Raw genomic sequence first — 26982 nt, forward strand, 5'->3', positions numbered from 1 at the left:
ACGCAATGTTGCCAAGGTTGAGGTCACGCCTAGTTCCTTGAAGATCAGGAACCTCGTGTATCGCTCTAATTTAGTTATCATCGGACTTATCGATGAACTACTACTGTGAAGTATTAGTCTTAATGTGGTATTCCTGGGGTATTCGATTACCGATATCATCAGTGTACTGCTTCAAGTGTTTCTAGTTTGACTACGAAGCCCACTTAGAAGCAATCAGCTTCGATTACATCATCTATTATTGATCATGCAACCTAACGGTTGTTTTTTTCATCTTAGCTATTTACATAGATGTTTGTAATATCAATATTGTCATATATGGCAAACGCTCTTTTCTTAGCATTGAAAATTGTACTTACCACCATAGTCATATTGTGGTTTATTGTGTGTTTTCTATAAACAGCAATACGATAAGTTATTATTTTAGCCAGTGTTTTAAATTTATTGCACCGTTAGATCACAGTTAAATTAACAGAGTTATCCACATAAGAATATCTGTGGGTAAGTTGGTTGATTAGATGTGATAGGTAGGTGTGAATAACTTTAAGAAGAGTCATGCTTATGAGATTGTTCGCTTTCTTATATAAGAATAATTAACAGGGTAACTGCATGTTTTTTATGTATATTTACTCTGTTATCTACAATTTGTACACAGTTCATTTAATCCTTCCTTTATCGGGATAACCATCTTGATTATGTTATCCACTCCCTGTGTTTAATCTTTCTTTTTACCGCTATTTTTAACGCCATTAAAAAAGTTTTCCACATATACCCAGAGTGTTATGCGTCTCGAGGTAAGCCTTTTTCTATAATTCGCACTAAACGTTTGGTGGCATTAGGTAAAACATTAATAGTCATTTGTTGGCGTTTTTGTTGCTGTTGCTCTAAGGCCCATTCAATATGAACATCAACAAGTGGATATTCTCCTTGACGAGTGAGTAATGCATCGATGATATCGGCTTGGTATGGTGCGTTACCTAATGCAATGGTGATATTTCGTAGCCATTGAGTATGGCCTATACGTCGAATGGCTGAACCTTCAGTATTCTTTAAGAATGTAGCTTCGTTCCATTGATAGAGTGTCACTAGATCTTGTTGAAATAATACATCACGACAGTGATAGTCTGTTTCTGTTGTTATTTCACCATGGCGGCTAAACGGGCAGACTAATTGGCAGTCATCACAACCATAAATTCTATTGCCCATTGCTGCTCGATATTGCTCTGGAATAATACCGTCAAATTCGATGGTGAGATAAGATATACAACGTCGTGCATCAACGACGCCAGCCTCAATAATGGCTCCTGTTGGGCAACTGGTTATACAAGCAACACACTTTCCACATTGATTGGTTGCTGGTGTATCAATGGGTAACGGCAGATCAATTAATAATTCCCCTAGAAAGAACCATGAACCTGATTGATCGTTAAGAATTAAAGAATGTTTCCCCGTCCAACCTAACCCCGATTTTTCAGCTAATGGACGTTCTAATATTGGCGCTGAATCAACAAATGGTCGACAACCAAACTCACCAATAACACTTTCAATTCGTTGGCCTAATTGCTTGAGGCGATTGCGAATCAATTTATGATAGTCACGTCCAAGTGAGTAACGACTAATATAGGCTTTTGTTGGTTGCTTTAAAGTCTGAGCAAACCCCGCTTGTGGCGGTAGGTAATTCATACGAACACTGATTACACGTATGGTTCCTGGCAGTAATTCATGTGGGCGAGCTCGCATCATTCCGTGACGCGCCATCCAGTCCATATCGCCATGGTACCCAGCATCAAGCCATCGCTGTAGTTGTGCTTCATGCTGAGTTAAATCGATATCACAGATCCCTACAGCTTGAAAGCCAAGTTCTTGCCCCCAAGTTTTTATTTGCAATGCGAGTTGTTGATAATCGATACTCATAGCGTCAGTCTTATAGCCAGTAAAAATCAGGGAACGGATTCTAGCACATTATTATTTTAGAATAGCCATTGGTGGCAATAATGACAGTGACAACTTAGCCAGTGCTATGGTTTGCTTCGTCACAAGCTGACATGCTGTTGTCAATAACTAGAATAATTGCTGAGATAATAATATGAGAATATAAAGCTGCACCACTGCTGAATATATGAATGACACAAATTGAATGGTATTACTTTATTGCGGTAAAATTAAAATAGCCATTTTTCGAGGCAGATCATCATCTCGTGCACTATATCTCTAGATATCGAGAGGTTTTGATTTATCGTAAAGCAGCAGATTTATGTGCGCAAAGCGGCGAGCGTGGTATGCTGGCAGCTGATCTTTTTCCGTTTATTCGTCAATTAGTCAATCCAAGATAAAATATAATGCAAACATTTGAAACTTCTCTTGCTGATGAGCAGGCAACGGTAGATTTTGGCCTTACATTGGCTAAAGCCTGCACGCAACAAACAACAATATATCTTCATGGTGATTTAGGTGCAGGAAAAACGACATTTAGTCGTGGTTTTATTCGTGCGCTGGGCCATCAAGGTAATGTGAAAAGCCCGACTTATACATTAGTTGAACCGTATGATCTTGCGCCTTGGCAGGTTTATCACTTTGACTTATATCGTCTTGCTGATCCAGAAGAATTAGAATTTATGGGGATCCGTGACTATTTTACCAATGACGCTATTTGTTTAGTGGAATGGCCAGAAAAAGGAATAGGTATGTTGCCTGACGCTGACCTTGAGTTGGAATTACGTTACCACGGTGAACAAAGAAAAGTATTAGTGACGTCGAACACGGATTATGGTTCAACGTTAATCAACCACTTAAAATTAGGCTAATTAGAATGGCGTTACGGACGTATGCAAATCTTCTAATTTTGGGAGTGGGATTCGTTAGTTCTACCGCGTTTGCAAATGAACTAAAGGGAGTACGCGTATGGCCTGCTCCTGATGAAACACGTGTTGTATTAGATATGCAAAGCAAAGCGGATTATTCGCAGTTTATGCTATCTAACCCATCACGATTAGTGATTGACTTAAATAAGACATCGCTAAAAACAAAATTGCCAATCAAGGTGGCTAAGAGTGACATCTTAACCACTGTTCGTAGCAGTAATGCGCCAGAAAAAGGCACAACACGATTGGTTTTTGAGCTTAAAGGCACCACTAAGCCTAAAATTTTCTCCTTGTCACCAACACCTGATGGTAGTTACGGCTATCGCCTAGTTATGGATTTACCTAATGGTTCTGGTGCTGGTAAGGCAGATAAAGAAGAGCGAGCCGAGGCAAAAGCTACCGAAAATAATTTAGCTAAGTTGCCATCAGGTACGGCTGATATTGTGGTAGCGGTTGATGCAGGCCATGGTGGTGATGATCCTGGTTCTATTGGCCCAACACATAAATACGAAAAAAACGTGACTTTAGCTGTTGCGCGAAAATTAGCGGCAAAAATTAATGCGACAACGGGTATGCGTGCAGTCATGACTCGTCGTGGTGACTATTATGTGGGATTAAGTAAACGTTCAGAGATCGCACGTAAAAATAAAGCGCTATTATTGGTTTCTATTCACGCAGATGGCTTTAGCTCACCGAAACCTCGTGGTGCGTCGGTATGGGTATTAAACACCCGTCGCGCTAATACTGAGATTGGTCGTTGGTTAGAGCAAAGCGAGAAACAATCAGAGCTGCTGGGTGGTGGCGATGTGCTATCCAGTAACCCAAAAGATAAATATTTAGGTCGTGCGGTGCTTGATCTGCAATTTAGTTATTCGCAGAAAGAAGGCTACGATGTTGCTAAGCGTGTATTGTCGAATTTACGTCATATTGCACGTTTACATAAAACCGTACCGCAATATGCAAGTTTGGCAGTATTAAAATCACCTGATATTCCATCATTATTGGTTGAGACGGGTTTTATTACTAACCCGATTGAAGAGCGCCAATTAACGTCAAACGCTCATCAAAACCAACTAGCAAATGCGGTTTATAAAGGTATTTTACAATATTTCACGGCTCATCCACCTGAAGGCACCTTATTTGCTTCGCGTTTAAATGCCGGTGGCATGAAGCATAAAGTGACATCGGGACAAACATTGAGTGGTATTGCGGCTAAATATGGTTCATCGATGGCTGCTATTAGAGCAGCGAATCATCTGAAATCAAATTCAGTGAATATTGGTCAAATGTTGCTGATTCCAGGTAGTGGTATCAAGACGGCCCCTGCAGGAAACACGACGGCACCAAAAGCGGTAAGTAAACATACAGCATCAACGCGTATTATATGGCATACCGTGGCTCGTGGTGAGTATCTTGGCAAAATTGCAGCTAAATATGGGGTAACCATGAGCAGCATTCGTCAAACGAGTCATTTAAAATCAGATAACGTTATGGTCGGGCAGAAGCTGAAAATTGCGGTAGCTGCGACGAAAACGGTACGTCATAAAGTACGTCGTGGTGAGTTTCTAAGTAAGATTGCGGCTAAATATGGGGTATCAGTAGCAACTATTCGTGATGCGAATAAGCTACGTTCTGATAAACTAGCAGTAGGACAGACGCTAATCATTCCAAGAAGTTAATTATGCCGATTCAGATTTTACCCGCTCGGCTGGCTAACCAGATTGCAGCGGGTGAAGTTGTTGAACGCCCCGCATCGGTAGTCAAAGAGCTTGTTGAAAACAGTATAGACGCCGGTGCCACTCGAATTGATATTGATATCGAAAAAGGTGGCAGCCGGCTAATTCGTATTCGTGATAATGGCAAAGGTATTGTTAAGGATGAACTTGGTTTAGCCTTAAGTCGTCATGCCACATCAAAAATAGCCTCACTCGATGATCTTGAAGCCATTGTCAGCTTGGGTTTTCGTGGTGAAGCACTTGCGAGTATCAGTTCAGTTTCTCGTTTAACTTTAACTTCTCGTACCGAAGATCAAACTGAAGCATGGTCAGCCTATGCTGAAGGTCGTGATATGGAGGTTCAATTAAAGCCTGCTGCTCATCCTGTTGGTACGACACTGGAAGTGTTAGACCTATTTTTTAATACACCAGCGCGCCGTAAGTTTTTACGAACAGAGAAAACAGAATTTACTCATATTGATGAACTGATTAAGCGCATTGCTTTAAGTCGGTTTGATGTTGCAATTACATTACGTCATAACGGTAAATTGGTACGTCAATATCGTATTGCTGACAATACATTACAGCAAGAACGCCGTTTAGCTGTGGCTTGTGGGCCAGCATTTTTGCAACATGCATTAGTGGTTGAATTAGCCCATGGCGATTTGAAATTATCAGGTTGGGTTTGTAGTCCACAAGGGGCACGCAGCCAGAACGATATTCAATATTGCTACGTTAATGGTCGCATGATGAAAGATAAATTAATCAATCATGCCATTCGACAAGCGTATGAGTCGAGTTTACGCTCTGAGCAATATGCCGCTTATGTGTTGTATATTGAAGTTGATCCGCATCAGGTTGATGTTAATGTCCATCCAGCTAAACATGAAGTACGTTTCCATCAAGCGCGCTTAGTACATGATTTTATTTATCAAACATTGCAAAGTGCATTACAACAAGCCGCAAATATTGATGATGCTCATCAGTACCAAACACCAGTAAGAGCCAGTGCTCATGCACATACTGAACTCACAACAGCCCCGATTGATCGTGCATCTCAAACCATTGCTTCAATGCCTGATTATCCCAATAAAGCTGATTCCGATAGTTGGTTGACGGCTCAACCTTCAACGGTAGAAACATCCGTACCGATTGCTGATTTTGATGGTAATACTGCATTTATTTCTACGTCTGAAAAAACTTTATTAGCAAATTCAGTTAGTAAAGATACACAACAAAGCTATAGTCAAAAGAGTAGCTCTACATTATCACCGTCATCAGCTACCGCGAAGCGTCACCAAAGTTCACCTGTTCATGCTTCATCTCGTCATTATGGCGAGTCTGGGCCAACAGCGGCAGAGGTTAACGCTTATCAGCAACTGATTACACCTGATAATTCAGAGGACTCCTCGTTAATGTCGGCGCGTAGCGAAGAGCGTAAATCATCAACTCAAATAGCTGAACCTCGACGCGAATGGGCCGCATCGAGTCAACCTGTAGCAATAAAGCCTAATAAACGTCCTCATGGTCGTGATGTTGGATTAGGAAAAGCGCTGGCGATAGTTGATGAGCAATTTTTATTGTTAAGTCAGCAATATCAGATAGTGTTATTGCAATTACCGATCGCTGAACACTTGCGTTATGTCGGACAGTTGCAATTAGCTAAAACTGAAGGTTTAAAACCTCAACCATTATTAATTCCATTGGCGGTACCGGTTGAGGCTGAATTAATTCAGTGCGCAGAGCAACATGGACAGCTACTTAAGCAATTAGGGATTCAACTGAAAGCCAAAGGGCGTAATAGCATCATTATTTTGTCGGTTTGTATGCCATTGAGGCAACAAAACTTACAACAGTTAATCCCAAATTTGTTAACCTATCTTCATGCCGTGAGTGATGATCCTGATGCTCAAGGGTGGGATAACCTTTTATTCTGGCTCGCTAAGCAATGTTATATGTCTGTAACGAATTACACTTTGGCACAAGCGATTCAGTTAATCACAGAATTAGAGCAGTTATGGGGAGAACAATTAATGACATTTAATGCGCAACTTGTTCGCCCTGTTGATATGCAAGCAGCGATAGAAGCATTTAAGTAATTTATGACTAAGCCACAAGCTATGACTAAGCCACAACCTCAAGCGATTTTTTTGATGGGCCCGACAGCGTCAGGCAAAACAGATTTAGCTATTCGGTTACGAGAACAGTTGCCGGTTGAGTTGATAAGTGTCGACTCTGCCCTTATTTATAAGGGAATGGATATTGGTACTGCGAAACCAGATGCGCATGAATTGGCACTAGCACCGCATCGTTTAATCGATATTCGTGATCCAGCGCAAAGTTATTCTGCTGCAGACTTTCGTTCGGATGCACTAAAAGAAATGGCTGATATAGTGGCTGCGGGGCGGATTCCTTTGTTGGTCGGTGGTACTATGTTGTACTACAAGGCATTATTGGAAGGTTTGTCACCATTACCTGCAGCAGATAATGCTGTACGTGCTGGTATAGAAAGCGATGCTGAGACTCGAGGTTGGCAAGCACTGCATGATGAATTAGTACAAATTGATCCTGTTGCAGGCGCAAGGATCCATCCAAATGATCCTCAGCGATTATCTCGTGCATTGGAAGTATTTAGAATCTCAGGTAAAACACTTACTGAGTTAACGAAAACTCAAGGTGAATCGTTACCTTATAAGGTTCACCAGTTTGCAATTACGCCCACGGATAGGGCTGTACTGCATCATCGAATTGAGCTTCGGTTCAAAAAAATGATCGAAGCAGGGTTTGAGCAGGAAGTACGGGCATTATATGAACGTGGTGATCTTCACCTTGAACTTCCATCTATACGTTGCGTCGGTTATCGACAGATGTGGGAATATTTGGACGGGAAACATGACATAGATGAAGCGGTCTTCCGTGGTATCTGTGCTACTCGTCAATTGGCAAAGCGTCAAATCACTTGGCTTCGTGGCTGGAAAGATTTGACTTGGTTGGATAGTAGTGATGTTGATAGCGCGTTACAAACCGTCACAAACTCAGTTAGATGTGATGTTTAATTAACGTGTATACTCTGAACTGCTTTGCGTATTTTTAGTTTTTGTTCGTTGCTAATACAACTACAAACAAATAAGGAAAAGAAATAATGGCTAAGGGGCAATCTCTGCAAGACCCGTTTTTGAATGCGCTGCGTCGTGAAAGAATCCCGGTCTCTATTTACCTGGTAAACGGTATCAAACTACAAGGCCAAATTGAATCATTTGATCAATTTGTCATTCTACTTAAAAACACCGTAAACCAGATGGTTTATAAGCATGCTATTTCGACTGTTGTTCCAGCCCGTCCGGTGAATCATCATCACGCGGGTGATCGTCCAGCAGGAAGTGATCGTCCAGAGAAAACAGAAGAGTAAAATTATTTTCAAATAAGGAGCTGATTACTTGTTTGACCGTTATGAAGCTGGTGAGCAGGCTATTCTTGTTCATATTAACTTCACTCAAGATGAGGAATGGGAAGATCTTAGCGAATTTGAAATGCTAGTATCTTCCGCCGGTGTTAATGCGCTGCACGTAGTTACGGGCAGTCGTAAAACACCGCTTCCTAAATATTATGTCGGTGAAGGTAAAGCACAAGAGATAGCTGATGCCGTAAGCGCTGTTGATGCAGATATTATTATTTTCAATCATGCTTTGTCACCTGCACAAGAACGAAACTTAGAGCAGCTTTGTCAATGTCGCGTGATTGATCGTACCGGGTTAATTCTCGATATCTTCGCTCAACGGGCACGTACCCACGAGGGTAAGTTGCAAGTTGAATTAGCGCAATTACGTCATATATCAACCCGATTAATTCGTGGTTGGACTCACCTTGAGCGACAAAAAGGTGGTATTGGTCTTCGCGGACCAGGTGAAACTCAGTTAGAAACCGATCGACGTTTATTACGTGAACGTATTAAAACTATTTTGCGTCGTTTAGATAAAGTCGCTAAACAACGTGATCAGGGACGTCGAGCGCGAAACCGAGCAGAAATTCCAACTGTGTCATTGGTTGGATATACCAATGCGGGTAAATCAACATTATTTAATCGTATTACTGATGCTGGGGTATATGCAGCTGATCAGCTGTTTGCTACCTTAGATCCAACATTACGTAAGATTGAAGTTGCAGATGTCGGTGCAGCGATACTTGCAGATACTGTTGGTTTTATTCGACATTTACCCCACGATTTAGTGGCTGCGTTTAAAGCAACATTAAAAGAAACACAAGAAGCAGATCTATTGCTTCATGTGGTTGATGCCAGTGATGATCGCTTTCGTGAAAACATTGAGGCGGTAGATACCGTTCTTGATGAAATCGATGCCGGCGATGTTCCTGTTTTACAGGTTATGAATAAAATTGATAACTTGGATAATGCACAACCACGAATTGAACGTGACGAAGAGGGTTTACCTCGACGAGTTTGGGTATCAGCCATGGAAGGGCAAGGCATTGACTTGTTATTCCAAGCCTTAACAGAACGCCTTGCAGGAACGATGATAAAGCACAGCTTACGTTTACCGCCTGAGATGATTGGACGGTTGCGTAGTAAGTTTTATCAGATGGGATGTATTGTGCAAGAAGAGTATGAATCAGATGGCTGTTTAATGATTGATATTCGCTTACCGATGGCAGAATGGTCGCGGTTACAAAAAAGAGAAAGTACTTCGTTAGATGACTACATCGTTGCTTAATGGATTGCTGAGTAATAAAAACTGTCGTCATATCACATTGATGGAGTTCTATAATGGCGTGGAATGAGCCTGGTAACAACGGCGGCCGTGATGATAAAGACCCTTGGGGTAATAAAAATCATGGTGGACGTGAACAAGGACCACCTGATCTGGATGAGGTTTTCTCAAAACTGAGTCGTAAGGTTGGTGGTGTGTTTGGTAATAAAAAAGGACCAACAGGCAGCGGTAGCGCTGTAGGTTTGGGTGCTGTTGCAGTTTTAGCTGTGGCTGTGTGGGGATTTTCGGGCTTTTACACCGTAAGTGAAGCAGAGCAAGGTGTTGTGCTGCGCTTTGGTAAGTTTGATCAAATCGTCAAGCCTGGTTTGAACTGGAAGCCGACTTTTATTGATGAAGTCATCCCTGTTAACGTACAAGCAATTCGTTCGCTACGAGCTTCTGGCTTAATGCTAACCAAAGACGAAAACGTACTGAAAGTTGAGATGGATGTTCAATACCGTGTTGATAACGCTGAGAAGTATTTATTCAGTGTGACCAATGCTGATGATAGTTTGCGTCAAGCAACAGATTCTGCACTGCGTGCGGTTATCGGTGATTCAACTATGGATCAAGCGTTAACAACAGGCCGTCAGACTATTCGTGCGAATACTCAAGCTGCAATCAATAAAATTATTGCAAAATATGACATGGGTATCCGTGTTGTGGACGTTAACTTCCAAAGTGCGCGCCCACCAGAAGCAGTAAAAGATGCCTTTGATGATGCTATTGCAGCACGTGAAGATGAAGAACGTTATGTTCGTGAAGCAGAAGCCTACAGTAATGACATTTTGCCAAAAGCAACTGGTCGTGCTGAGCGTCTGAAGAATGAAGCAGAAGGTTATTCTGAGCGTGTTATTAATGGTGCTTTAGGTGATGTTGCACAGTTTGATAAGCTGTTGCCTCAATATGAAGTTGCTAAGAAAGTAACCCGTGAACGTATGTATCTTGATACGATGGAACGTGTTTACAGCAATACCAGCAAGGTGTTAATTGATACTAAGTCTGGTGGTAATAACGTGATGTATTTACCGCTAGAGAAATTAATGAATCAATCAAATAACCAAGCGAAAAAACCGGCAGATTCTAGCCGATTAAGTGGTATTGAATTGGAAAAAGTGGAAACACCGACACCAGTCGCTCCAACACCACGCGCTGATACTGGCCGTCAAGGGAGATATTAATTATGCGTAAGTTAATCATCCCAGTAGTTGTGATTTTTATTGCACTATTATTGATGTCTATGTTTGTCGTGAAAGAGGGTGAGCGCGGTATCGTGGTGCGTTTCGGTCGTATTCTTAAAGATAACAATACCGAAATTGCACGTATTTACGAGCCAGGTTTACACTTTAAAGTCCCTGTGTTTGATCGTGTGCACGATCTTGATGCACGAATTCAAACCATGGACGACCAAGCTGACCGTTTCTTAACTGCTGAGAAAAAAGACGTTATCATTGATACTTACGTAAAGTGGCGTATTAAAGATTTCGGTAAATATTACTTAGCAACAGGTGGTGGTAACACATCAACTGCAGAATCACTGTTGAAGCGTAAAGTTGTTGATAGCTTACGTGCCGAAATTGGTGCGAAAGAGATCAAGCAAATTGTATCTGGAGAAGACAGCATTTCAACACCAGCGACACCGTCTGATATTGCACAAACTAAAGCTGCGAAAGCTGCTCTAGCGGTAATTGAAGGAGTGGTACCGGTGAAGAAAGTTGAAGGCCAACGTGATCAAATCATGGCAGATGTACTTGAAGAAACGCGCGAAAGTGCGAAAGATTTAGGTATTGAAGTAGTTGATTTCCGTATTAAGAAAATCAACTTACCTGATGAAATCAGTGAGTCTATCTATCGTCGTATGCGTGCTGAGCGTGAGTCAGTAGCACGTAGCTACCGTTCTCAAGGCCGTCAACGTGCTGAAGAGCTTCGTGCTCGTTCAGAACTTGAAGTGGCAACAGTTTTGGCTGACGCAAAGCGTAAAGCACAAGTTGTACGCGGTGACGCAGATGCAAAAGCGGCTGAGATTTATGCGAAAGCATATAATCAAGCCCCTGAGTTTTACAGCTTCTGGCGTTCTTTGAAAGCGTATGAAAATAGCTTTAATTCGAAAAATGACATTCTTGTTGTTGATCCGAATAATGAGTTCTTTAAATACATGAACCATTCAGAGCTATCAGCAAAGTAAGCTCGCTTTCATAACAGCGCAATCGTTATAATAAAGACAAGGCCTTCGCCTTGTCTTTTTTTTTGGATGAAATATATGATGAATACCGTTCTGTTAGCCATTGGTTTAGTGTTAGTTATTGAAGGGTTAGGGCCATTATTAGCGCCTCAAGGTTGGCGTAATATGGTGAGTCAATTAAGCCAACAAGACGATAACACATTGCGTCGAATTGGTGGATGTCTGGTGGTGGCGGGCAGTGTTATTGCGTATATGATGTATTTAAAAATGTAGAAAAACAGCCATAAAGAAGAGATAAAACTCACCATTGTTGAAATGTATTAAGCCAAAAATGACTGCAAGAGAACGGTTAAGGTGCTAGAATCCTTTTTTAACTACGATAGATGAAGAAAGATGGCAAATAATGTAGTCGTTCTTGGCACCCAATGGGGTGACGAAGGTAAAGGTAAGATTGTTGACCTGCTGACCGAAGATGCAAAATATGTAGTTCGCTACCAAGGCGGACACAACGCCGGTCACACCCTAGTTATTGACGGTGAGAAAACTGTTCTTCACCTGATCCCATCAGGTATCCTACGTGACAATGTTAAATGCATCATCGGTAATGGTGTTGTACTTTCTCCTGATGCACTAATGAATGAGATGGGTCCACTAGAAGCACGTGGTATTCCTGTTCGTGAGCGTCTGTTCCTATCAGAAGCTTGTCCACTAATTCTTCCTTACCATATTGCTCTTGACCAAGCGCGCGAAACCGCTCGTGGTAAAAAAGCAATTGGTACTACAGGTCGTGGTATCGGTCCTGCTTATGAAGATAAAGTTGCTCGTCGCGGCCTTCGCGTTGGTGATTTATTCGATAAAGCGGCTTTTGCTGAAAAGCTAAAAGAAGTAATGGCATACCATAACTTCCAGCTTGAGAACTACTACCACGCTGAACCTGTAAGCTATGAAGAAGTACTAGAAAAAGTACTTTCTCAAGCTGATCTATTAACATCAATGGTTATCGATGTAACGAAAGAACTTGATGATGCGCGTCTACGTGGCGACAAGATCATGTTTGAAGGTGCACAAGGTACACTGCTTGATATCGATCACGGTACTTACCCATACGTAACCTCTTCTAACACAACTGCTGGTGGTGTTGCTGCAGGTTCTGGTTTTGGTCCTCGTCACTTAGGTTACATCCTAGGTATCGCGAAAGCGTACTGTACACGTGTTGGTGCTGGTCCTTTCCCGACTGAACTATATGATGGTCTAGAAAAGCAAGATCCTATCGGTAAACACCTAGGTACTGTTGGCCATGAGTTTGGTGCAACAACAGGTCGCCTACGTCGTACTGGTTGGTTCGATGCTGTCGCTATGCGCCGTGCGGTACAAATCAACTCTATCTCTGGTTTCTGTCTAACTAAATTAGACGTATTAGATGGTCTAGAAGAGCTAAAAATCTGTACTGGTTACAAAACTAAGTCTGGTGAAATTCTAGAAGTTTCTCCAATGGCTGCTGATGCGTACGAAGATCTAGAGCTAATCTACGAAACAATGCCTGGTTGGAGCGAAACAACATTTGGTGCTAAGACACTGGATGCACTACCACAAACAGCACTTGATTACATCGCACGTATTGAAGAGCTAACAGGTGTGCCAATTGATATTATTTCGACTGGCCCTGATCGTAACGAAACGATCGTTAAAGTACATCCATACGGTGAATAATCACTGGCGATGGCTTTAAGCAAAAAAACCAGCTTTCGAGCTGGTTTTTTTATAGCTAAAATTTGGTGTTAGGTGACATCAGCCATGATTAAAGTTTCGTTTTACCTTGCCGATAGAGAACTATTCGACGTGCGAGGAATGTAAATGAAACACTTACTGATGACCGTTGCTCTTGGGCTAGCAACACCCGCTTATGCCCTTGCTGTTGTGGGAGAAGCGGTGCCTATTTACACTGAAGATCAACTTAGCGTGTGGTTTACGACAAACCAGCATTTGCGCCAAGTAAAAGCTGATGATTGTCAGTTAGTACAAGATATTCAAGCTCGCGCTGAACAAACGGAATCACCGACCTATCAATTTCTCTATGGCGATATGTTGGCATGGGGTGTGTGTGTGCCAAAAGATGTTGAACAAGGAGTGTATTACATGCGTGCCGCCGCTCAACAAGGGGTGCCTGTTGCGTTAGAGCAATTAGGGCGTTATTACGCGCAAGGTGTTATTTTGCAGCAAGATAAACAACGTGCTATTCCTTATTTACGAGAAGCCGCTGCGCTTGGCAACATTCGTGCTCGTATTCAATTAGCCCAATTACTGATCGCTGATAATGGCAGTCCGCTAGATTTTGAAGACGCGTACCGATGGTTATATCAAACGGTCACCACAGATAAACATCAGCATCAACAATTACGCTGGCTACGACATCAACTAGAACAAAAGATGCCTGCCAATATTATTGCCCGTGCGAAACGACGCTTATCTTTCTGGTAATTATGGCTATTGGTCACAATAAAAACAGCACCGTATTAGGTGCTGTTTTTGATTTGGCGCAGTAATCGTGTGAAGAGTTATTGAAAAATATTACAGCACTTTATGTGGTCCAAAACATTCATAGTGAATGCGATCGCTAGTTACACCCAGTTCAATTAACTGTTTAGCGATAAATTGCATAAAGCCAACGGGACCACAGCAATAAAAATGCATTTCAGGATCTGAAATTTGAGTAGCAATTTTATCAAGCTCGATCAAGCCTTGGTGATCATAGTCTTCTGTTTGACGATCGTTGCTTGTTGGCGCGTTGTACCATGTTAATGCCGCGATGTGAGAATGTTGATTAGCCAACGCTTTTACATGATCTTTATAAGCATGTTGTTGACCATTTTCAGTTGCATGTAACCAATTCACCACCGCTTGATGCTGGGTCAGTGTTTCAAGCATGGCGAGCATTGGCGTTAAACCCACACCCGCTGAAATTAACGTTACGGGGGTTTGTGGATTAACATTCAAGAAAAAATCACCCGCAGGTGCTACCAGTTTGATCTTATCACCAACATTAATTTTATCGTGAAGGTAGTTTGATACCGTACCTTGCGCTTCGCGTTTTACTGAAATACGGTAATGATCGCTATTTGGCGCTGATGATAAGCTATATTGACGAATTTCTTGGTTTGCTAATTCTTGTGCATTGATATAAATACCAAGGTATTGTCCTGGTTTGTAAGTTGCGACTTGGTCGCCATCTGTTGGTGTAAAAGTAAAACTGGTGATCAACTCACTGTTAGGTTGTTTACTTGTTACTACAAACTCACGCGTACCACGCCAGCCACCAATTTTATCATCACTTGCTTGATAAATTTCTTGTTCACGGTTAATGAAAACATTAGCTAATACGCCGTAAGCCTCTTCCCATGCGTCTAATACTTCTTGGCCGGGGGCTAATAATTCATCAATAGTAGTTAATAGATGATGGCCAACGATCTGATATTGATCGGCAGTAATTAAAAAACTGGTATGTTTTTGAGCAATTTTTTCGACGGCAGGTAAGAGTACTGCTAAGTTATCAATATTATTAGCGTAAGCACAGATAGCATTAAATAATGCTTGCTGTTGGCTTGAGGGAGTGTTTTTATCAGGGCCTTGTTGATGGCTCATATTAAAAACATCTTTAAGTTCAGGGTTGTGTTGAAACATCCGCTGATAGAAATGTTGAGTAACGGCAGGGCCTGCAGTGGCTATTACGGGGGCGGTCGACTTTACGATATCAATGGTTTTTTGAGTGAGCATGACTTTCTCTTTTGTAAGTTGTATTTATAATATATGTTATAAGTTGTATCTGATCTGTATCTTTTAGTCAAGAACAAGATTAAAATAGCAACAGGAGGAGTGAATGTGCAGTTAACCAGTTTTACCGATTATGGCCTACGAGCCTTGATATACCTTGCCAGCTTGCCTGAAGGTGAGTTAACAAGTATCACAAAAGTAACCGACACCTATGGCGTGTCACGCAACCACATGGTCAAAATTATTAATAAATTGGGCCAATTAGGTTATGTAGAAACCGTACGCGGAAAAAATGGTGGTATTCGATTAGGAATGCCTGCGGGAAATATTGTATTAGGGCACGTAGTAAGGGCGATAGAACCGTTACAAATCGTCAATTGTGCGCCTGATTTTTGTAATATTACTCCTGCATGTCAGTTAAAGGGGATCCTTGCTGATGCGCGTAATGCTTTTTTAAATGAGCTAGATAAATACACGTTATTGACTTTGGTAGATAATAATCCACCATTACGTGTCTTATTGGGATTGCCTGCAGAACACTAAGATCATCTAACGATAATGGTCTAGCATCACACTACTCTCTATTATTTAAGTGGAATAGGTAATTTATTGCCTGTTCCCATCTGTTCACCTAAGAGCTGGGTATACTTAAAGTATGGCTGGCCAACAGGAACTGTTTATGTCTAAAGGTACTACCGATTTACCGGTTGATCCTTTTCGCGAACGCGAAGCATCTAATTACGAAAATCCTATTCCAAGCCGTGAATTGCTACTTGATGTGATTCGTGGTTTTAGTACACCCGTTAGTCGCGACCAGTTATTTACTGCGTTAAAACTTGAAGGTGATGATCAGTATGAAGGCCTACGTCGTCGCTTACGAGCGATGGAACGTGATGGTCAATTAATTTTTACGCGCCGTCAGTGTTATGCACTGCCTGAACGTTTAGATTTAATTAAAGGGTACGTTATTGGCCACCGTGATGGTTTTGGCTTCTTACGTCCAGAAGGTACTTTCAGTAAAGATACTGATTTATTATTACCCGCTCACCAAATGCGCAGCGTGATCCACGGTGATTATATTTTAGCGCAAGCTGAAGGCGAAGATAAACGTGGCCGTCGTGAAGGCCGTGTGGTGCGCGTACTAGCTGAATCAACCACTCAAATTGTGGGGCGTTTCTTCCTTGAAGATGGCATGGGCTATGTCGTGCCTGATGATTCTCGCATTGCGCAAGATATCATTATTCCGCAAGACGTTCGCCAAGGTGCTCGTATGGGTAATGTCGTGGTGGTTGAAATCAATCAACGTGCCACTCGCCAACATAATGCGGTCGGTCGTATCGTTGAAGTACTAGGTGAGAACATGGCGCCGGGTATGGAAATTGAGATTGCCCTACGTACCCATGATATTCCCCATGTGTGGCCATCTGAAGTCGACAATCAAGTCAAGCATCTTACCGAAGAAGTGCCAGAAGAAGCTAAGCTGGGCCGAGTTGATTTACGTCAATTACCCTTGGTGACTATCGATGGTGAAGATGCGCGTGACTTTGATGATGCGGTGCACTGTCAGCGTAATCCTGATGGTGGTTGGCGTTTATGGGTTGCGATTGCTGATGTAAGTTATTATGTGCGTCCTAAATCAGCATTAGATAATGAAGCGCTAAAGCGAGGTAACTCAGTTTACTTCCCTGCCCAAGTGATTCCAATGCTACCTGAAGTGCTGTCAAATGGCCTTTGTTCACTCAACCCACAAGTTGATCGCTTGTGTATGGTGTGTGAGATGACCGTTTCTGAAGGTGGTAAGCTTACTGGCTATAAGCACTACGAAGCTGTGATGAATTCACATGCGCGTTTAACTTATACCAAAGTCAGTAACATGCTGGAAGGTGATGAAGAATTACGTCAACGTTACGCACCTTTAGTGCCGCATCTTGAAGAACTTTACAGCATGTTTAAAGCGCTGAAAGTTGCTCGTGAAGCACGTGGTGCGATTGAATTTGAAACCGTTGAAACGAAGTTTGTCTTCAATGCTGATCGTAAGATCGAGAACATCGTACCGCTAGTGCGTAATGAAGCACATAAAATCATCGAAGAATGTATGATTTTAGCCAATATCGCTTCAGCACAATTTGTTGAAAGTGCTAAAGAGCCAGCGTTATACCGTGTTCACGACACTCCAGGTGAAGAACGTTTACAAGGTTTCCGTGATTTCTTGGGCGAGCTAAGTCTAGAACTTGGTGGTGGTTTAGAACCAAGCCCGAAAGATTACGCAGCATTAGCGAATTTAATTCAAGATCGTAATGATCGAGAATTAATTCAAACCATGCTGTTACGCTCTATGAAACAAGCGATCTATCAAGCGGATAATATTGGTCACTTTGGTTTAGCCCTAAGCCAATATGCTCACTTTACGTCGCCAATTCGTCGTTATCCTGACTTAACCTTGCACCGTGCAATTAAATTCTTAATTGCTAAGCAAGCAGGTAATACTAAGAACAATACGCCAACCGGTGGTCATCATTATTCATTTGATGAAATTGATGTGATTGGTGAGCAGTGCTCTACCACTGAACGTCGTGCTGATGACGCTACTCGTGATGTGTCTGATTGGCTCAAGTGTGAGTACATGCAAGATCACCTTGGCGATGAGTTTGAAGGTGTGATTGCTAACGTTACTGGTTTTGGTTTCTTTGTCCGTCTTAATGAACTTAACATTGATGGCTTAGTGCATATCTCAAACCTAGCTAACGACTACTACCAGTTTGATCCTGTGGGTCAACGTTTAGTAGGCGATAGCTCAGGCGTTATTTATCGTTTAGGTGATACGGTTCAGGTCAAAGTGGCGGCTATTAACTTAAATGATCGTCAATTAGATTTTGATATTGTTGGTGCTGAGCGCAAACAACGTGGTGCGGGTAAAACCGCCAAAGGGCGAGAGAAAAAACAACGCATGCGTAAAGCTGAAGGCCTTAAACGTCAGGGAATGCCTGCGTTTAAAGTTGAAAATGGCGAAGCGGTAGCCGATGAATCACGTTCTAAAAATAAACGTGAGCGTTCTTCTGTACGCAAAAAGTTAAAAGAAGGCGCGATTCCAGCTGCTGATGCTAAAGATGCTAAAAAGAAAAAGCCAAGAAATAAAAAACCACGTAAGTTAACGGATGAAAAGCCGCTGACTGATCCAAAAAAGAAACCCAAAGTTCGCAAGAAGAAAAAGCAACGTGCGGGTAAATCTGAACGTGCAGCAAAGAAGAGTTAATCCATGAGTAATGATATGATTTTTGGCATCCATGCCGTTAAAGCCGTGCTTGCATCTGATCCGGTACGTTTTATTGAAGTATTCGTACTTAAGGGACGTGAAGATGATCGTTTACTGCCGCTAATTACTGAGTTGCAAGACTTAGGTATTACGATTCAAGAAGCGGGCCGTAAAGCATTAGACGACAAAGTTGATGGTGCTTCTCATCAAGGTATTATTGCGCGTGTACGTCCGGGTAAGCAATATAACGAAAACAACCTTGAAGACTTATTAGCAACCAAAGAAAATCCGTTACTGCTGATTTTAGATGGTGTGACAGATCCTCATAACCTTGGTGCGTGTTTGCGTAACGCAGATGCTGCTGGTGCTGTAGCCGTGATTGTACCTAAAGATCGCTCGGCACAGTTAAATGCGACCGCAAGTAAAGTGGCTTGTGGTGCTGCTGAAATTATGCCGTTAGTGCGTGTTACTAACCTTGCTCGTACCATGCGTGCGCTACAAGATAAAGGCGTATGGATTGTGGGTACAGCAGGTGAAGCGATTCATGACATTTACCACAGTAAACTCACAGGGCCATTGGCGATTGTGATGGGCGCTGAAGGTGAGGGTATGCGTCGTTTAACGCGTGAAACCTGTGATGATTTGATTAAGATTCCAATGGCGGGTTCAGTATCGAGTTTGAACGTATCTGTAGCGACTGGTATCTGTTTATTTGAAGCAGTACGCCAACGCGGATAATGCGTGATTAAGCGCGAATAACTGCATAATTATTTAAACCCATTCAGCACTTACTGGATGGGTTTTTTATTATAGAGTGGTATGAAAAATGAGCATAGGAATGGGCGATTACCGAGCGTTAGACGTGATCTGCTGAGGTTAGGGTTCATTTCATTGAAAAACGGCGAGTGGTGATAAAATAAGCTTGCCTAGATTGATCATTCTCTGTACTATCCGTCATCCAAATTCTCGGTTCTTTTTTTTAGTTCCTTGCTTCCCCAGGATAACCGAGCCGACAAGGGAAGCTGAATAATCCGTAAGGAGCAACCTATGCGTCATTACGAAATCGTATTCATGGTGCACCCTGATCAAAGCGAGCAAGTTGCTGGCATGATCGAGCGTTACACTGCTGCTATCAAAGATTCTGGTGGTCAAATTCACCGTCTAGAAGATTGGGGCCGCCGTCAAATGGCTTATCCAATTAACAAATTGCACAAAGCACATTACGTTCTTATGAACGTAGAAGCTAAGCAAGATGTTGTTGACGAGCTTGAGTCAAACTTCCGCTTCAACGACGCAGTGATCCGTAACATGATCATGCGTACTAAACACGCTGTTACTGAGCCATCTCCTATGATGAAGGCTAAAGAAGAGCGTTTTACTAAGCGTGAAGATCGTGCTGAAGCACAATCTGAAGGCGAAGCAGCTGCTGAGTAATTTGTCTTAATGACTAATCGTCTGGTGTTGACTGGCACTATTGCCAAGCATCCCAAACGAAGCCAATCCCCGGCAGGCATACCTCATTGTCACTTTGTGCTTGAGCATCGCTCTGTGCAGCGGGAAGCTGATTTACCACGCCAAATATATTGTTATATTAACGTGGTAATCAGTGGTAAAGGTCAACAAGTACTCACTCAAGATTTAGTTGTCGGAAGCAATATTAAGGTGGAGGGATTTATCTCTTACCAAACCGGCCGTAATGGTATCGGGAAATTAGTTTTGCATGCCGATCACATTGACTTAATTTAGATCAGGAGATAGCCCATGGCTCGTTTCTTCCGTCGTCGTAAATTCTGCCGTTTTACAGCAGAAGGCGTACAAGAGATTGACTACAAAGACGTAGCAACTCTAAAAAACTACATCACTGAAGCTGGTAAGATTGTACCTAGCCGTATCACTGGTACTCGCGCTAAATACCAGCGTCAGCTAGCTCGCGCTATCAAGCGTTCTCGTTACCTAGCACTTCTACCGTACACAGATAAGCATCTGTAAGCGGCAGTCGTTTTTAGAACTTTATAGAGGACAAGATAATGCAAGTTATTCTACTTGATAAAATCGCTAACCTAGGTGGCCTTGGCGACCAGGTTAACGTTAAAGCGGGCTATGCTCGTAACTTCCTTATCCCACAAGCTAAGGCAGTTATGGCGACTAAAGCGAACGTTGAAATGTTCGACGCACGTCGTGCAGAGCTAGAAGCTAAAGTTGCTGAGCAACATGCTGCTGCTGTAGCACGTGCTGAAGCACTTAACGTACTTGAAGGTGTAGTTATTGCATCTAAAGCTGGTGACGAAGGTAAACTATTCGGCTCAATCGGTACTCGTGACATCGCTGATGCAGTTTCTGCAGCTGGCGTTGCACTTGTTAAGAGTGAAGTACGTCTACCTGAAGGTGCACTACGTACGACTGGCGAATTTGAAGTTAGCGTTCAGCTAAGCTCAGACGTATTCGCAACTGTTAAACTAAACGTTGTTGCTGCAGAGTAATTGCTTTTAGCTTTAATAGTAAAAAACCAGCCTTCGGGCTGGTTTTTTTATGTCTGTCGTTTAGCTTTTTATGTTTTACAGTGTGTAAATCAATGACACTGTGGTGGTGCTATCTGAATTTTGCATACCTTCAGGTACCCAAGAATAAGACGTCTGTGTGTAACCTAAGTTTAAAGCGATATTATCAGTGATCGCATTAGTGGCATTTAGCGTGCTTTCTAGGGTGGTATTACTTTGCCCTGAAATAACATTAAATTTTGCACTAAGTGTGAGGGTCTTTAATGGTTTCCACTGAATATCGATAGTGCTTTGCAATACCATTTCATTGACGACTTCTTGCTTCACAATACTGTCATCTTTTATTTCATCAAGATTAGGGTCTTGATGACGAAAGCCCGGGCCAATATCAACTAATGTTTGAAAGGTCTCATAGCTAAATAATCGATAACCGATACCGGTTGAAAATATCGAGTCTGCGTAATAAGGCCCATAGCGGTCATCTATATAACTACCATTACCATAAAAATAGTAGCCATCACGAATCATTCGTTTTGACTTTAAGCTCACCGACATCTTACGTTTATCTTCTTCACCGTCTTTTTTTGCCATAATGAACTTGGCATCACCGTTAGTTTGGTAGCGGCCTTTGGTGTAGGTTAGTGCAATATTACCATTTAATGTTTGGGAATCAGAGTTGCCAGAGAGTGATTGATAACCTAAGCCGATGGTACTGGTTAGCGGCGATGGTTCACTCGGTGCTTCCGGCGTTGATTCTTCACTGGCATTAGCTGCGGTAGTGGCAAGCAAAAGTAATGTGAGTATATATCTTGCCAAAAGTCCTCCGCTGGCAGGGTCGTTTGAATATATGAATGCCGCATTCTAGCGTAAATTTGTCAGCTTTTGGTTAGGAATCGTTGTCATACTTTTCGTAAAACTAAAAAGGAGGATAATTGTGAGACTGAGAAGTGATCAATCATAATCGTTTATAGCTACGCAGACGGAGGGGATAGGTTATACTGTCGAGCTCCGTTCTTGGTTTTGGTAAATGCACAGTTGTTATGACAGATAATCGTAAATCGAAACAATTAAAAGATAATCAAATGGACGCCCTTAAAATGCCACCTCATTCGCTTGAAGCTGAACAATCAGTTCTAGGCGGTTTGATGTTGGATAATGAGCGTTGGGATACTGTTGCTGAAAAAGTGGTTGCTAAAGACTTTTACAGCCGTCCTCATCGGATTATTTTTGAGGCAACCGCAGCCTTATTGGAAGGTGGACAGCCACTTGATTTGATCACGCTATCTGAACATCTTGAGCGTTCGGATAAACTTGATGATGTAGGCGGTTTTGCTTACCTTGCTGAACTGGCAAAAAATACTCCGTCAGCGGCAAATATTTTAGCGTATGCTGATATTGTTCGTGAGCGAGCCTTGATCCGTGACATGATTGGTGTGGCTAACGAAATAGCCGATGCGGGTTATGATCCTCAAGGACGTACCAGTGAAGATTTGCTGGATATGGCTGAAAGTAAAGTTTTTGCGATTGCTGAACAACGCACAAACGATAAAGAAGGCCCGCAAAACGTCGATACTATTTTAGAGCGCACGCTTGAACGTATCGAGCTGCTTTATCAATCACCACAAGATGGTGTAACGGGTGTATCAACAGGCTTTACTGATTTAAATAAGAAGACTGCAGGTTTGCAGGGGTCTGATTTGATTATTGTTGCTGCGCGTCCATCGATGGGTAAAACCACCTTTGCGATGAACTTATGTGAAAACGCCGCAATGGATCAAGAAAAACCAGTGCTGATTTTCTCATTAGAGATGCCAGCAGAACAGATCATGATGCGTATGTTGGCATCATTATCTCGCGTTGACCAAACCAAAATTCGTACCGGACAATTGGACGATGAAGATTGGGCGCGTATATCATCAACAATGGGTATTCTGATGCAAAAGAAGAATATGTTCATTGATGATAGTTCCGGCTTAACACCCACTGAAGTACGTTCACGTGCGCGCCGTATTGCGCGTGATAATGGTGGTCTTAGTATGATCATGATCGACTACCTTCAGTTGATGCGTGTGCCGGGACTACAAGAAAACCGTACTCTAGAGATTGCTGAAATCTCACGCTCGCTTAAAGCATTAGCGAAAGAATTAAATGTGCCTGTTGTTGCCCTCTCTCAGCTTAATCGTTCGTTAGAGCAACGGGCAGATAAGCGTCCTGTTAACTCTGATTTGCGTGAATCTGGCGCCATCGAGCAGGATGCTGACTTAATCATGTTCATATACCGTGATGAAGTTTATCACGAAGACAGTGCCCTCAAAGGGATCGCTGAAATCATCTTAGGTAAACAACGTAATGGTCCAATTGGTACCGTACGTTTAACGTTCCAAGGCCAGTTCTCTCGCTTTGATAACTATGCTGGTCCTGCCTTTGATGAAGAGTAAGCCTTAAAAATTATTTAGGATATTGGATGAAAGCTGCAACTGCACATATTGATACCCAAGCTTTGGCACATAATCTGAGTCAAATCCGCCTGCAGGCACCAAAGAGTAAAATTTTAGCGGTTGTTAAAGCCAATGCATACGGACATGGATTGCTAGATGTGGCGACAAGCCTTATCGATGTTGATGCTTATGGTGTGGCACGCATAGAAGAAGCCTTAATACTGCGAGCTGGTGGCGTGGTAAAACCAATTCTATTATTAGAAGGTTTTTATGCGCCAACCGATCTTCCAGTATTGGTAACCAATAATATTCATACCGTAGTGCATTCGATTGAACAGTTGGAAGCACTGGAAAAAGCTGAATTAGATGGACCCGTACGTGTATGGGTAAAAATAGACACTGGTATGCACCGCCTTGGACTACGTCCAGAGCAAGTACCTGAGTTTATGCAGCGCTTAAATGACTGTGATAATGTTGCTAAGCCATTACGTTTTATTAGTCATTTTGGTAATGCTGATAATCTAGAGAGTGATATTACTGTAAATCAAATTGCGTGTTTTTCGACGCTGACTAAGCCTTATCAAGGTGAACGTTCATTAGCTGCATCTGCTGGTATTCTCGCGTGGCCTGATAGTCATTTTGAATGGATTCGTCCCGGCATTATTATGTATGGTGTATCACCATTTGATGAATTAGAGCGTGCAGCGTCAAACTATAACTTACAACCTGTTATGACGTTAACCTCAAGCTTAATTGCCGTGCGTGATGTTAAAAAAGGCGAACAAGTCGGTTATGGTGGTATTTGGACTTGCGAACGTGATACTAAAATGGGTGTTATTGCCATCGGTTATGGTGATGGCTATCCTCGCTGTGCTCCCAATGGAACCCCCGTTGTTGTCAATGGGCGTATCGTTCCAACTGCAGGTCGCGTTTCAATGGATATGCTAACAGTAGATTTAGGACCGAATGCGACCGATAAAGTTGGCGATGAAGCTATTTTATGGGGTAAAGGTTTACCGGTTGAAGTCGTTGCTCAATATACGGGTGTGATCGCGTATGAGTTAATGACTAAATTAACGCCTCGAGTTGCAATGACTTATTCATAATAAAAAGTGAAACTTAAGCAGACATGGCCGCGATTTTAGTTCGCGGCTTTTTTTTGCTATTTGTTATTATTCACCTTGTACTGTAATAACGATTCGCCGTGAGCCTCCATGATCTCGGTGTTCACCTAAGTAGATCCCCTGCCAGATACCTAAAGCCAGTTGACCATCAGTGATGGGAATGGTGATGCTGTTGCCAAGTAATGCGGTTTTAATGTGCGCAGGCATATCATCATCACCTTCATAGGTATGTCGATAGAAAGGGGCGCGCTCGGGGACGCTATGATTAAAATGTGCCTCCATATCATCGCGAACCGTTGGATCTGCATTTTCATTAATGGTTAAGCTGGCTGATGTATGCTGAATAAAGCAATGCACGATCCCAACCTTCAATGATTGAATTATTGGTAGATTTTGTTCTATCTCGGTGGTTATTAGATGAAAACCACGCGCTCTCGGGGTAAGATGAATCGTTTTTTGATACCACATAGCTATTTACCTATTGGTGAAACCTTTTAATTTAATTAACGATTACCATTATCATCTTGCTTATAAATACAGGTATGATGCATCATATTTTCGTGACCTGACGCAATGACGATCGTACGATGTTAACGTCATAATTGGTTGTAGCTGAAGCATTATTAGAGACCTAGTCATTTAGGGTCAATAGCATAGATCGAGGATCTTTCGAAGGCGGTATGATTCGAGGGATGAACATAACAAAATCAGGAACATTACTATGTTAAAGAACATCAATCCAACGCAAACTAAAGCGTGGCAAGCACTGACTGCCCATTTTGAACAAGCTCAAGATTTTGAATTAAGTGATTTATTTGCTAATGATAGCGAGCGTTTTGCCAAATTTTCTGCTCAGTTTGGTTCTGATATTTTATTAGATTACTCTAAGAACCTAATCACTGAAGAAACTTTGACTAAGTTGTTTGCATTAGCAAAAGAAACTGAGCTTGATGCTGCCATTGCGGATATGTTCAACGGTGTGAAAATCAACCGTACTGAAGATCGTGCTGTACTTCATGTTGCGTTACGTAATCGCAGCAATACGCCAATTATTGTTGATGGCGAAGATGTTATGCCTGCGGTTAATGCCGTATTAGCAAAGATGGAAAGCTTCACTAACCGTATTGTAAGTGGTGAGTGGAAAGGTTACACCGGCAAAGAAATTACCGATGTTGTTAATATCGGTATCGGTGGTTCAGATCTTGGCCCTTACATGGTGTCAGAAGCATTAGCTGCGTACAAAACACGCCTAAACATGCACTTTGTTTCTAACGTTGATGCGACACATATTGTTGAAACGCTAAAAGATTTAAATCCTGAAACAACCTTGTTCTTAATTGCATCTAAAACCTTTACGACTCAAGAGACCATGACTAACGCACTGTCTGCGCGTGATTGGTTCTTAGCAATGGCAGAAGATAAAGCACATGTTGCAAAACACTTTGCAGCGCTTTCTACTAATGCAGAATCTGTGGCTGAATTTGGTATCGATACTGATAACATGTTTGAGTTCTGGGATTGGGTTGGTGGTCGTTATTCACTATGGTCAGCGATTGGTCTTTCTATTAGCTTGGCGGTAGGTTTTGATAACTTTGTTAAGTTATTAGAAGGTGGTCATGCAATGGATAACCATTTTGCAACTGCGCCATTAGAGCAAAAATTACCAGTAATTCTAGCGTTAATTGGTATTTGGTATAACAACTTCCATGGCGCAGAAACTGAAGCAATTCTACCTTATGATCAATACATGCACCGTTTCCCTGCTTACTTCCAACAAGGTAACATGGAATCAAACGGTAAATATGTTGACCGTGGTGGCAAGCCTGTGGATTACCAAACTGGCCCTATCATTTGGGGTGAGCCAGGAACGAATGGTCAACATGCGTTCTATCAACTTATTCACCAAGGTACGAAGTTAATTCCATGTGACTTTATTGCTCCTGCTATTAGCCATAATCCATTAGGTGATCATCATCCTAAACTAATGGCTAACTTCTTTGCCCAAACAGAAGCATTAGCATTTGGTAAGAGCCGCGAGACAGTAGAAGCTGAATTTGTTGCTGCAGGTAAGTCACAAGCAGAAATCGATGAGTTAGCTGAATTTAAAGTGTTTGAAGGTAATCGTCCAACAAACTCAATTCTGCTTAAAGAAATTACGCCATACACATTAGGTGCATTAATTGCATTGTATGAGCATAAGATCTTTACTCAAGGTGTTATTTGGAACATCTTCAGTTTTGACCAGTGGGGCGTAGAACTTGGTAAGCAACTAGCGAACCAAATTTTACCAGAGCTAAACAGCAATGAAGGTGTTGTAAGTCACGATAGCTCAACGAATGGTTTGATTAACGCATTCAAACAATGGCGTGCATAATGCCTCTTA

25 protein-coding genes are annotated in these 26982 nt (G+C 42.1%); 21 read left to right on the top strand and 4 right to left on the bottom strand.

Annotated features, from left to right (window positions below; translation table 11 throughout):
• Nucleotides 1-777: 777 nt before the first annotated feature.
• Nucleotides 778-1911 carry a tRNA epoxyqueuosine(34) reductase QueG gene (queG, locus tag VXS03_RS18840; protein ID WP_327765374.1) on the bottom strand — a complete coding sequence of 378 codons (1134 nt, stop codon included), beginning with the start codon at nucleotides 1909-1911 and terminating at the stop codon, nucleotides 778-780.
• Between the two features lie 425 nt (nucleotides 1912-2336).
• Here queG and tsaE point away from each other — a divergent pair, with 425 nt between their 5' ends.
• From tsaE to motX, 11 genes are all read left to right on the top strand, one after another.
• On the top strand, nucleotides 2337-2801 hold the full coding sequence (gene tsaE / locus VXS03_RS18845) for a tRNA (adenosine(37)-N6)-threonylcarbamoyltransferase complex ATPase subunit type 1 TsaE (protein ID WP_327765375.1): 465 nt from the start codon (nucleotides 2337-2339) through the stop codon (nucleotides 2799-2801).
• Nucleotides 2802-2806: 5 nt separating this feature from the next.
• Nucleotides 2807-4537: an N-acetylmuramoyl-L-alanine amidase gene (locus VXS03_RS18850; protein ID WP_327765376.1), complete on the top strand. Its 1731-nt coding sequence runs from the start codon at nucleotides 2807-2809 to the stop codon at nucleotides 4535-4537.
• A 2-nt stretch (nucleotides 4538-4539) separates the two neighbouring features.
• Entirely contained in the window at nucleotides 4540-6672 is a 2133-nt protein-coding gene (mutL, locus tag VXS03_RS18855; protein WP_327765377.1) for a DNA mismatch repair endonuclease MutL, read from the top strand.
• Between the two features lie 21 nt (nucleotides 6673-6693).
• Complete coding sequence (miaA, locus tag VXS03_RS18860) at nucleotides 6694-7629, top strand: tRNA (adenosine(37)-N6)-dimethylallyltransferase MiaA (protein ID WP_327765410.1); 936 nt, start codon at nucleotides 6694-6696, stop codon at nucleotides 7627-7629.
• Nucleotides 7630-7715: 86 nt separating this feature from the next.
• Nucleotides 7716-7982 carry an RNA chaperone Hfq gene (gene hfq / locus VXS03_RS18865; protein ID WP_327765378.1) on the top strand — a complete coding sequence of 89 codons (267 nt, stop codon included), beginning with the start codon at nucleotides 7716-7718 and terminating at the stop codon, nucleotides 7980-7982.
• Between the two features lie 28 nt (nucleotides 7983-8010).
• Nucleotides 8011-9300, top strand: coding sequence for a ribosome rescue GTPase HflX (gene hflX, locus VXS03_RS18870; RefSeq protein ID WP_327765379.1), 1290 nt, complete (start codon nucleotides 8011-8013; stop codon nucleotides 9298-9300).
• A 53-nt stretch (nucleotides 9301-9353) separates the two neighbouring features.
• Nucleotides 9354-10517 (top strand): FtsH protease activity modulator HflK, encoded by a 1164-nt coding sequence (gene hflK, locus VXS03_RS18875; protein WP_327765380.1) that lies wholly within the window; start codon nucleotides 9354-9356, stop codon nucleotides 10515-10517.
• Nucleotides 10518-10519: 2 nt separating this feature from the next.
• Nucleotides 10520-11521: a protease modulator HflC gene (gene hflC / locus VXS03_RS18880; RefSeq protein ID WP_327765381.1), complete on the top strand. Its 1002-nt coding sequence runs from the start codon at nucleotides 10520-10522 to the stop codon at nucleotides 11519-11521.
• 75 nt (nucleotides 11522-11596) lie between these two features.
• On the top strand, nucleotides 11597-11791 hold the full coding sequence (locus VXS03_RS18885) for a DUF2065 domain-containing protein (RefSeq protein ID WP_327765382.1): 195 nt from the start codon (nucleotides 11597-11599) through the stop codon (nucleotides 11789-11791).
• A 120-nt stretch (nucleotides 11792-11911) separates the two neighbouring features.
• Nucleotides 11912-13228, top strand: a complete 1317-nt coding sequence (locus VXS03_RS18890) for an adenylosuccinate synthase (protein WP_327765383.1) — start codon at nucleotides 11912-11914, stop codon at nucleotides 13226-13228.
• A gap of 144 nt (nucleotides 13229-13372) precedes the next feature.
• Nucleotides 13373-13996, top strand: a complete 624-nt coding sequence (motX, locus tag VXS03_RS18895; protein WP_442957466.1) for a flagellar protein MotX — start codon at nucleotides 13373-13375, stop codon at nucleotides 13994-13996.
• A 90-nt stretch (nucleotides 13997-14086) separates the two neighbouring features.
• Here motX and hmpA read toward each other — a convergent pair whose 3' ends face one another.
• Nucleotides 14087-15289, bottom strand: coding sequence for an NO-inducible flavohemoprotein (hmpA, locus tag VXS03_RS18900; RefSeq protein WP_327765384.1), 1203 nt, complete (start codon nucleotides 15287-15289; stop codon nucleotides 14087-14089).
• A 105-nt stretch (nucleotides 15290-15394) separates the two neighbouring features.
• Between hmpA and nsrR the strand changes: the two genes are divergently transcribed.
• The 7 genes from nsrR to rplI all read left to right on the top strand — a co-directional run bounded on the left by nsrR (nucleotide 15395) and on the right by rplI (nucleotide 21019).
• Nucleotides 15395-15829, top strand: coding sequence for a nitric oxide-sensing transcriptional repressor NsrR (nsrR, locus tag VXS03_RS18905; protein WP_327765385.1), 435 nt, complete (start codon nucleotides 15395-15397; stop codon nucleotides 15827-15829).
• A gap of 136 nt (nucleotides 15830-15965) precedes the next feature.
• Nucleotides 15966-18539: a ribonuclease R gene (gene rnr / locus VXS03_RS18910; protein WP_327765386.1), complete on the top strand. Its 2574-nt coding sequence runs from the start codon at nucleotides 15966-15968 to the stop codon at nucleotides 18537-18539.
• A 3-nt stretch (nucleotides 18540-18542) separates the two neighbouring features.
• A complete protein-coding gene (gene rlmB, locus VXS03_RS18915) occupies nucleotides 18543-19277 on the top strand; it encodes a 23S rRNA (guanosine(2251)-2'-O)-methyltransferase RlmB (protein WP_327765387.1) in 735 nt (244 codons plus the stop codon).
• A gap of 309 nt (nucleotides 19278-19586) precedes the next feature.
• On the top strand, nucleotides 19587-19973 hold the full coding sequence (gene rpsF, locus VXS03_RS18920; RefSeq protein WP_045038396.1) for a 30S ribosomal protein S6: 387 nt from the start codon (nucleotides 19587-19589) through the stop codon (nucleotides 19971-19973).
• 9 nt (nucleotides 19974-19982) lie between these two features.
• Entirely contained in the window at nucleotides 19983-20285 is a 303-nt protein-coding gene (priB, locus tag VXS03_RS18925) for a primosomal replication protein N (RefSeq protein WP_036788812.1), read from the top strand.
• 15 nt (nucleotides 20286-20300) lie between these two features.
• Entirely contained in the window at nucleotides 20301-20528 is a 228-nt protein-coding gene (rpsR, locus tag VXS03_RS18930) for a 30S ribosomal protein S18 (RefSeq protein ID WP_005421136.1), read from the top strand.
• Between the two features lie 38 nt (nucleotides 20529-20566).
• Complete coding sequence (gene rplI / locus VXS03_RS18935; RefSeq protein ID WP_297481859.1) at nucleotides 20567-21019, top strand: 50S ribosomal protein L9; 453 nt, start codon at nucleotides 20567-20569, stop codon at nucleotides 21017-21019.
• A 75-nt stretch (nucleotides 21020-21094) separates the two neighbouring features.
• Here the strand turns inward: rplI and VXS03_RS18940 are convergent, their stop codons facing one another.
• The gene (locus VXS03_RS18940) at nucleotides 21095-21853 is read right to left on the bottom strand and encodes a DUF481 domain-containing protein (protein ID WP_327765388.1); all 759 of its coding nucleotides are present in this window, start codon (nucleotides 21851-21853) and stop codon (nucleotides 21095-21097) included.
• 224 nt (nucleotides 21854-22077) lie between these two features.
• Here VXS03_RS18940 and VXS03_RS18945 point away from each other — a divergent pair, with 224 nt between their 5' ends.
• Nucleotides 22078-23475: a replicative DNA helicase gene (locus VXS03_RS18945; protein ID WP_080158655.1), complete on the top strand. Its 1398-nt coding sequence runs from the start codon at nucleotides 22078-22080 to the stop codon at nucleotides 23473-23475.
• 26 nt (nucleotides 23476-23501) lie between these two features.
• On the top strand, nucleotides 23502-24581 hold the full coding sequence (gene alr, locus VXS03_RS18950; protein ID WP_327765389.1) for an alanine racemase: 1080 nt from the start codon (nucleotides 23502-23504) through the stop codon (nucleotides 24579-24581).
• 66 nt (nucleotides 24582-24647) lie between these two features.
• On the opposite strand, the gene VXS03_RS18955 is transcribed toward alr, so the two are convergent.
• Nucleotides 24648-25067 (bottom strand): secondary thiamine-phosphate synthase enzyme YjbQ, encoded by a 420-nt coding sequence (locus VXS03_RS18955; RefSeq protein WP_327765390.1) that lies wholly within the window; start codon nucleotides 25065-25067, stop codon nucleotides 24648-24650.
• Nucleotides 25068-25320: 253 nt separating this feature from the next.
• On the opposite strand from VXS03_RS18955, the gene pgi reads away from it, so the two are divergent.
• Nucleotides 25321-26973, top strand: a complete 1653-nt coding sequence (pgi, locus tag VXS03_RS18960) for a glucose-6-phosphate isomerase (protein WP_080158652.1) — start codon at nucleotides 25321-25323, stop codon at nucleotides 26971-26973.
• Nucleotides 26974-26982: the final 9 nt, after the last annotated feature.

This window comes from Photobacterium sp. S4TG1 (genome assembly GCF_036040035.1).
GTDB lineage: Bacteria > Pseudomonadota > Gammaproteobacteria > Enterobacterales > Vibrionaceae > Photobacterium.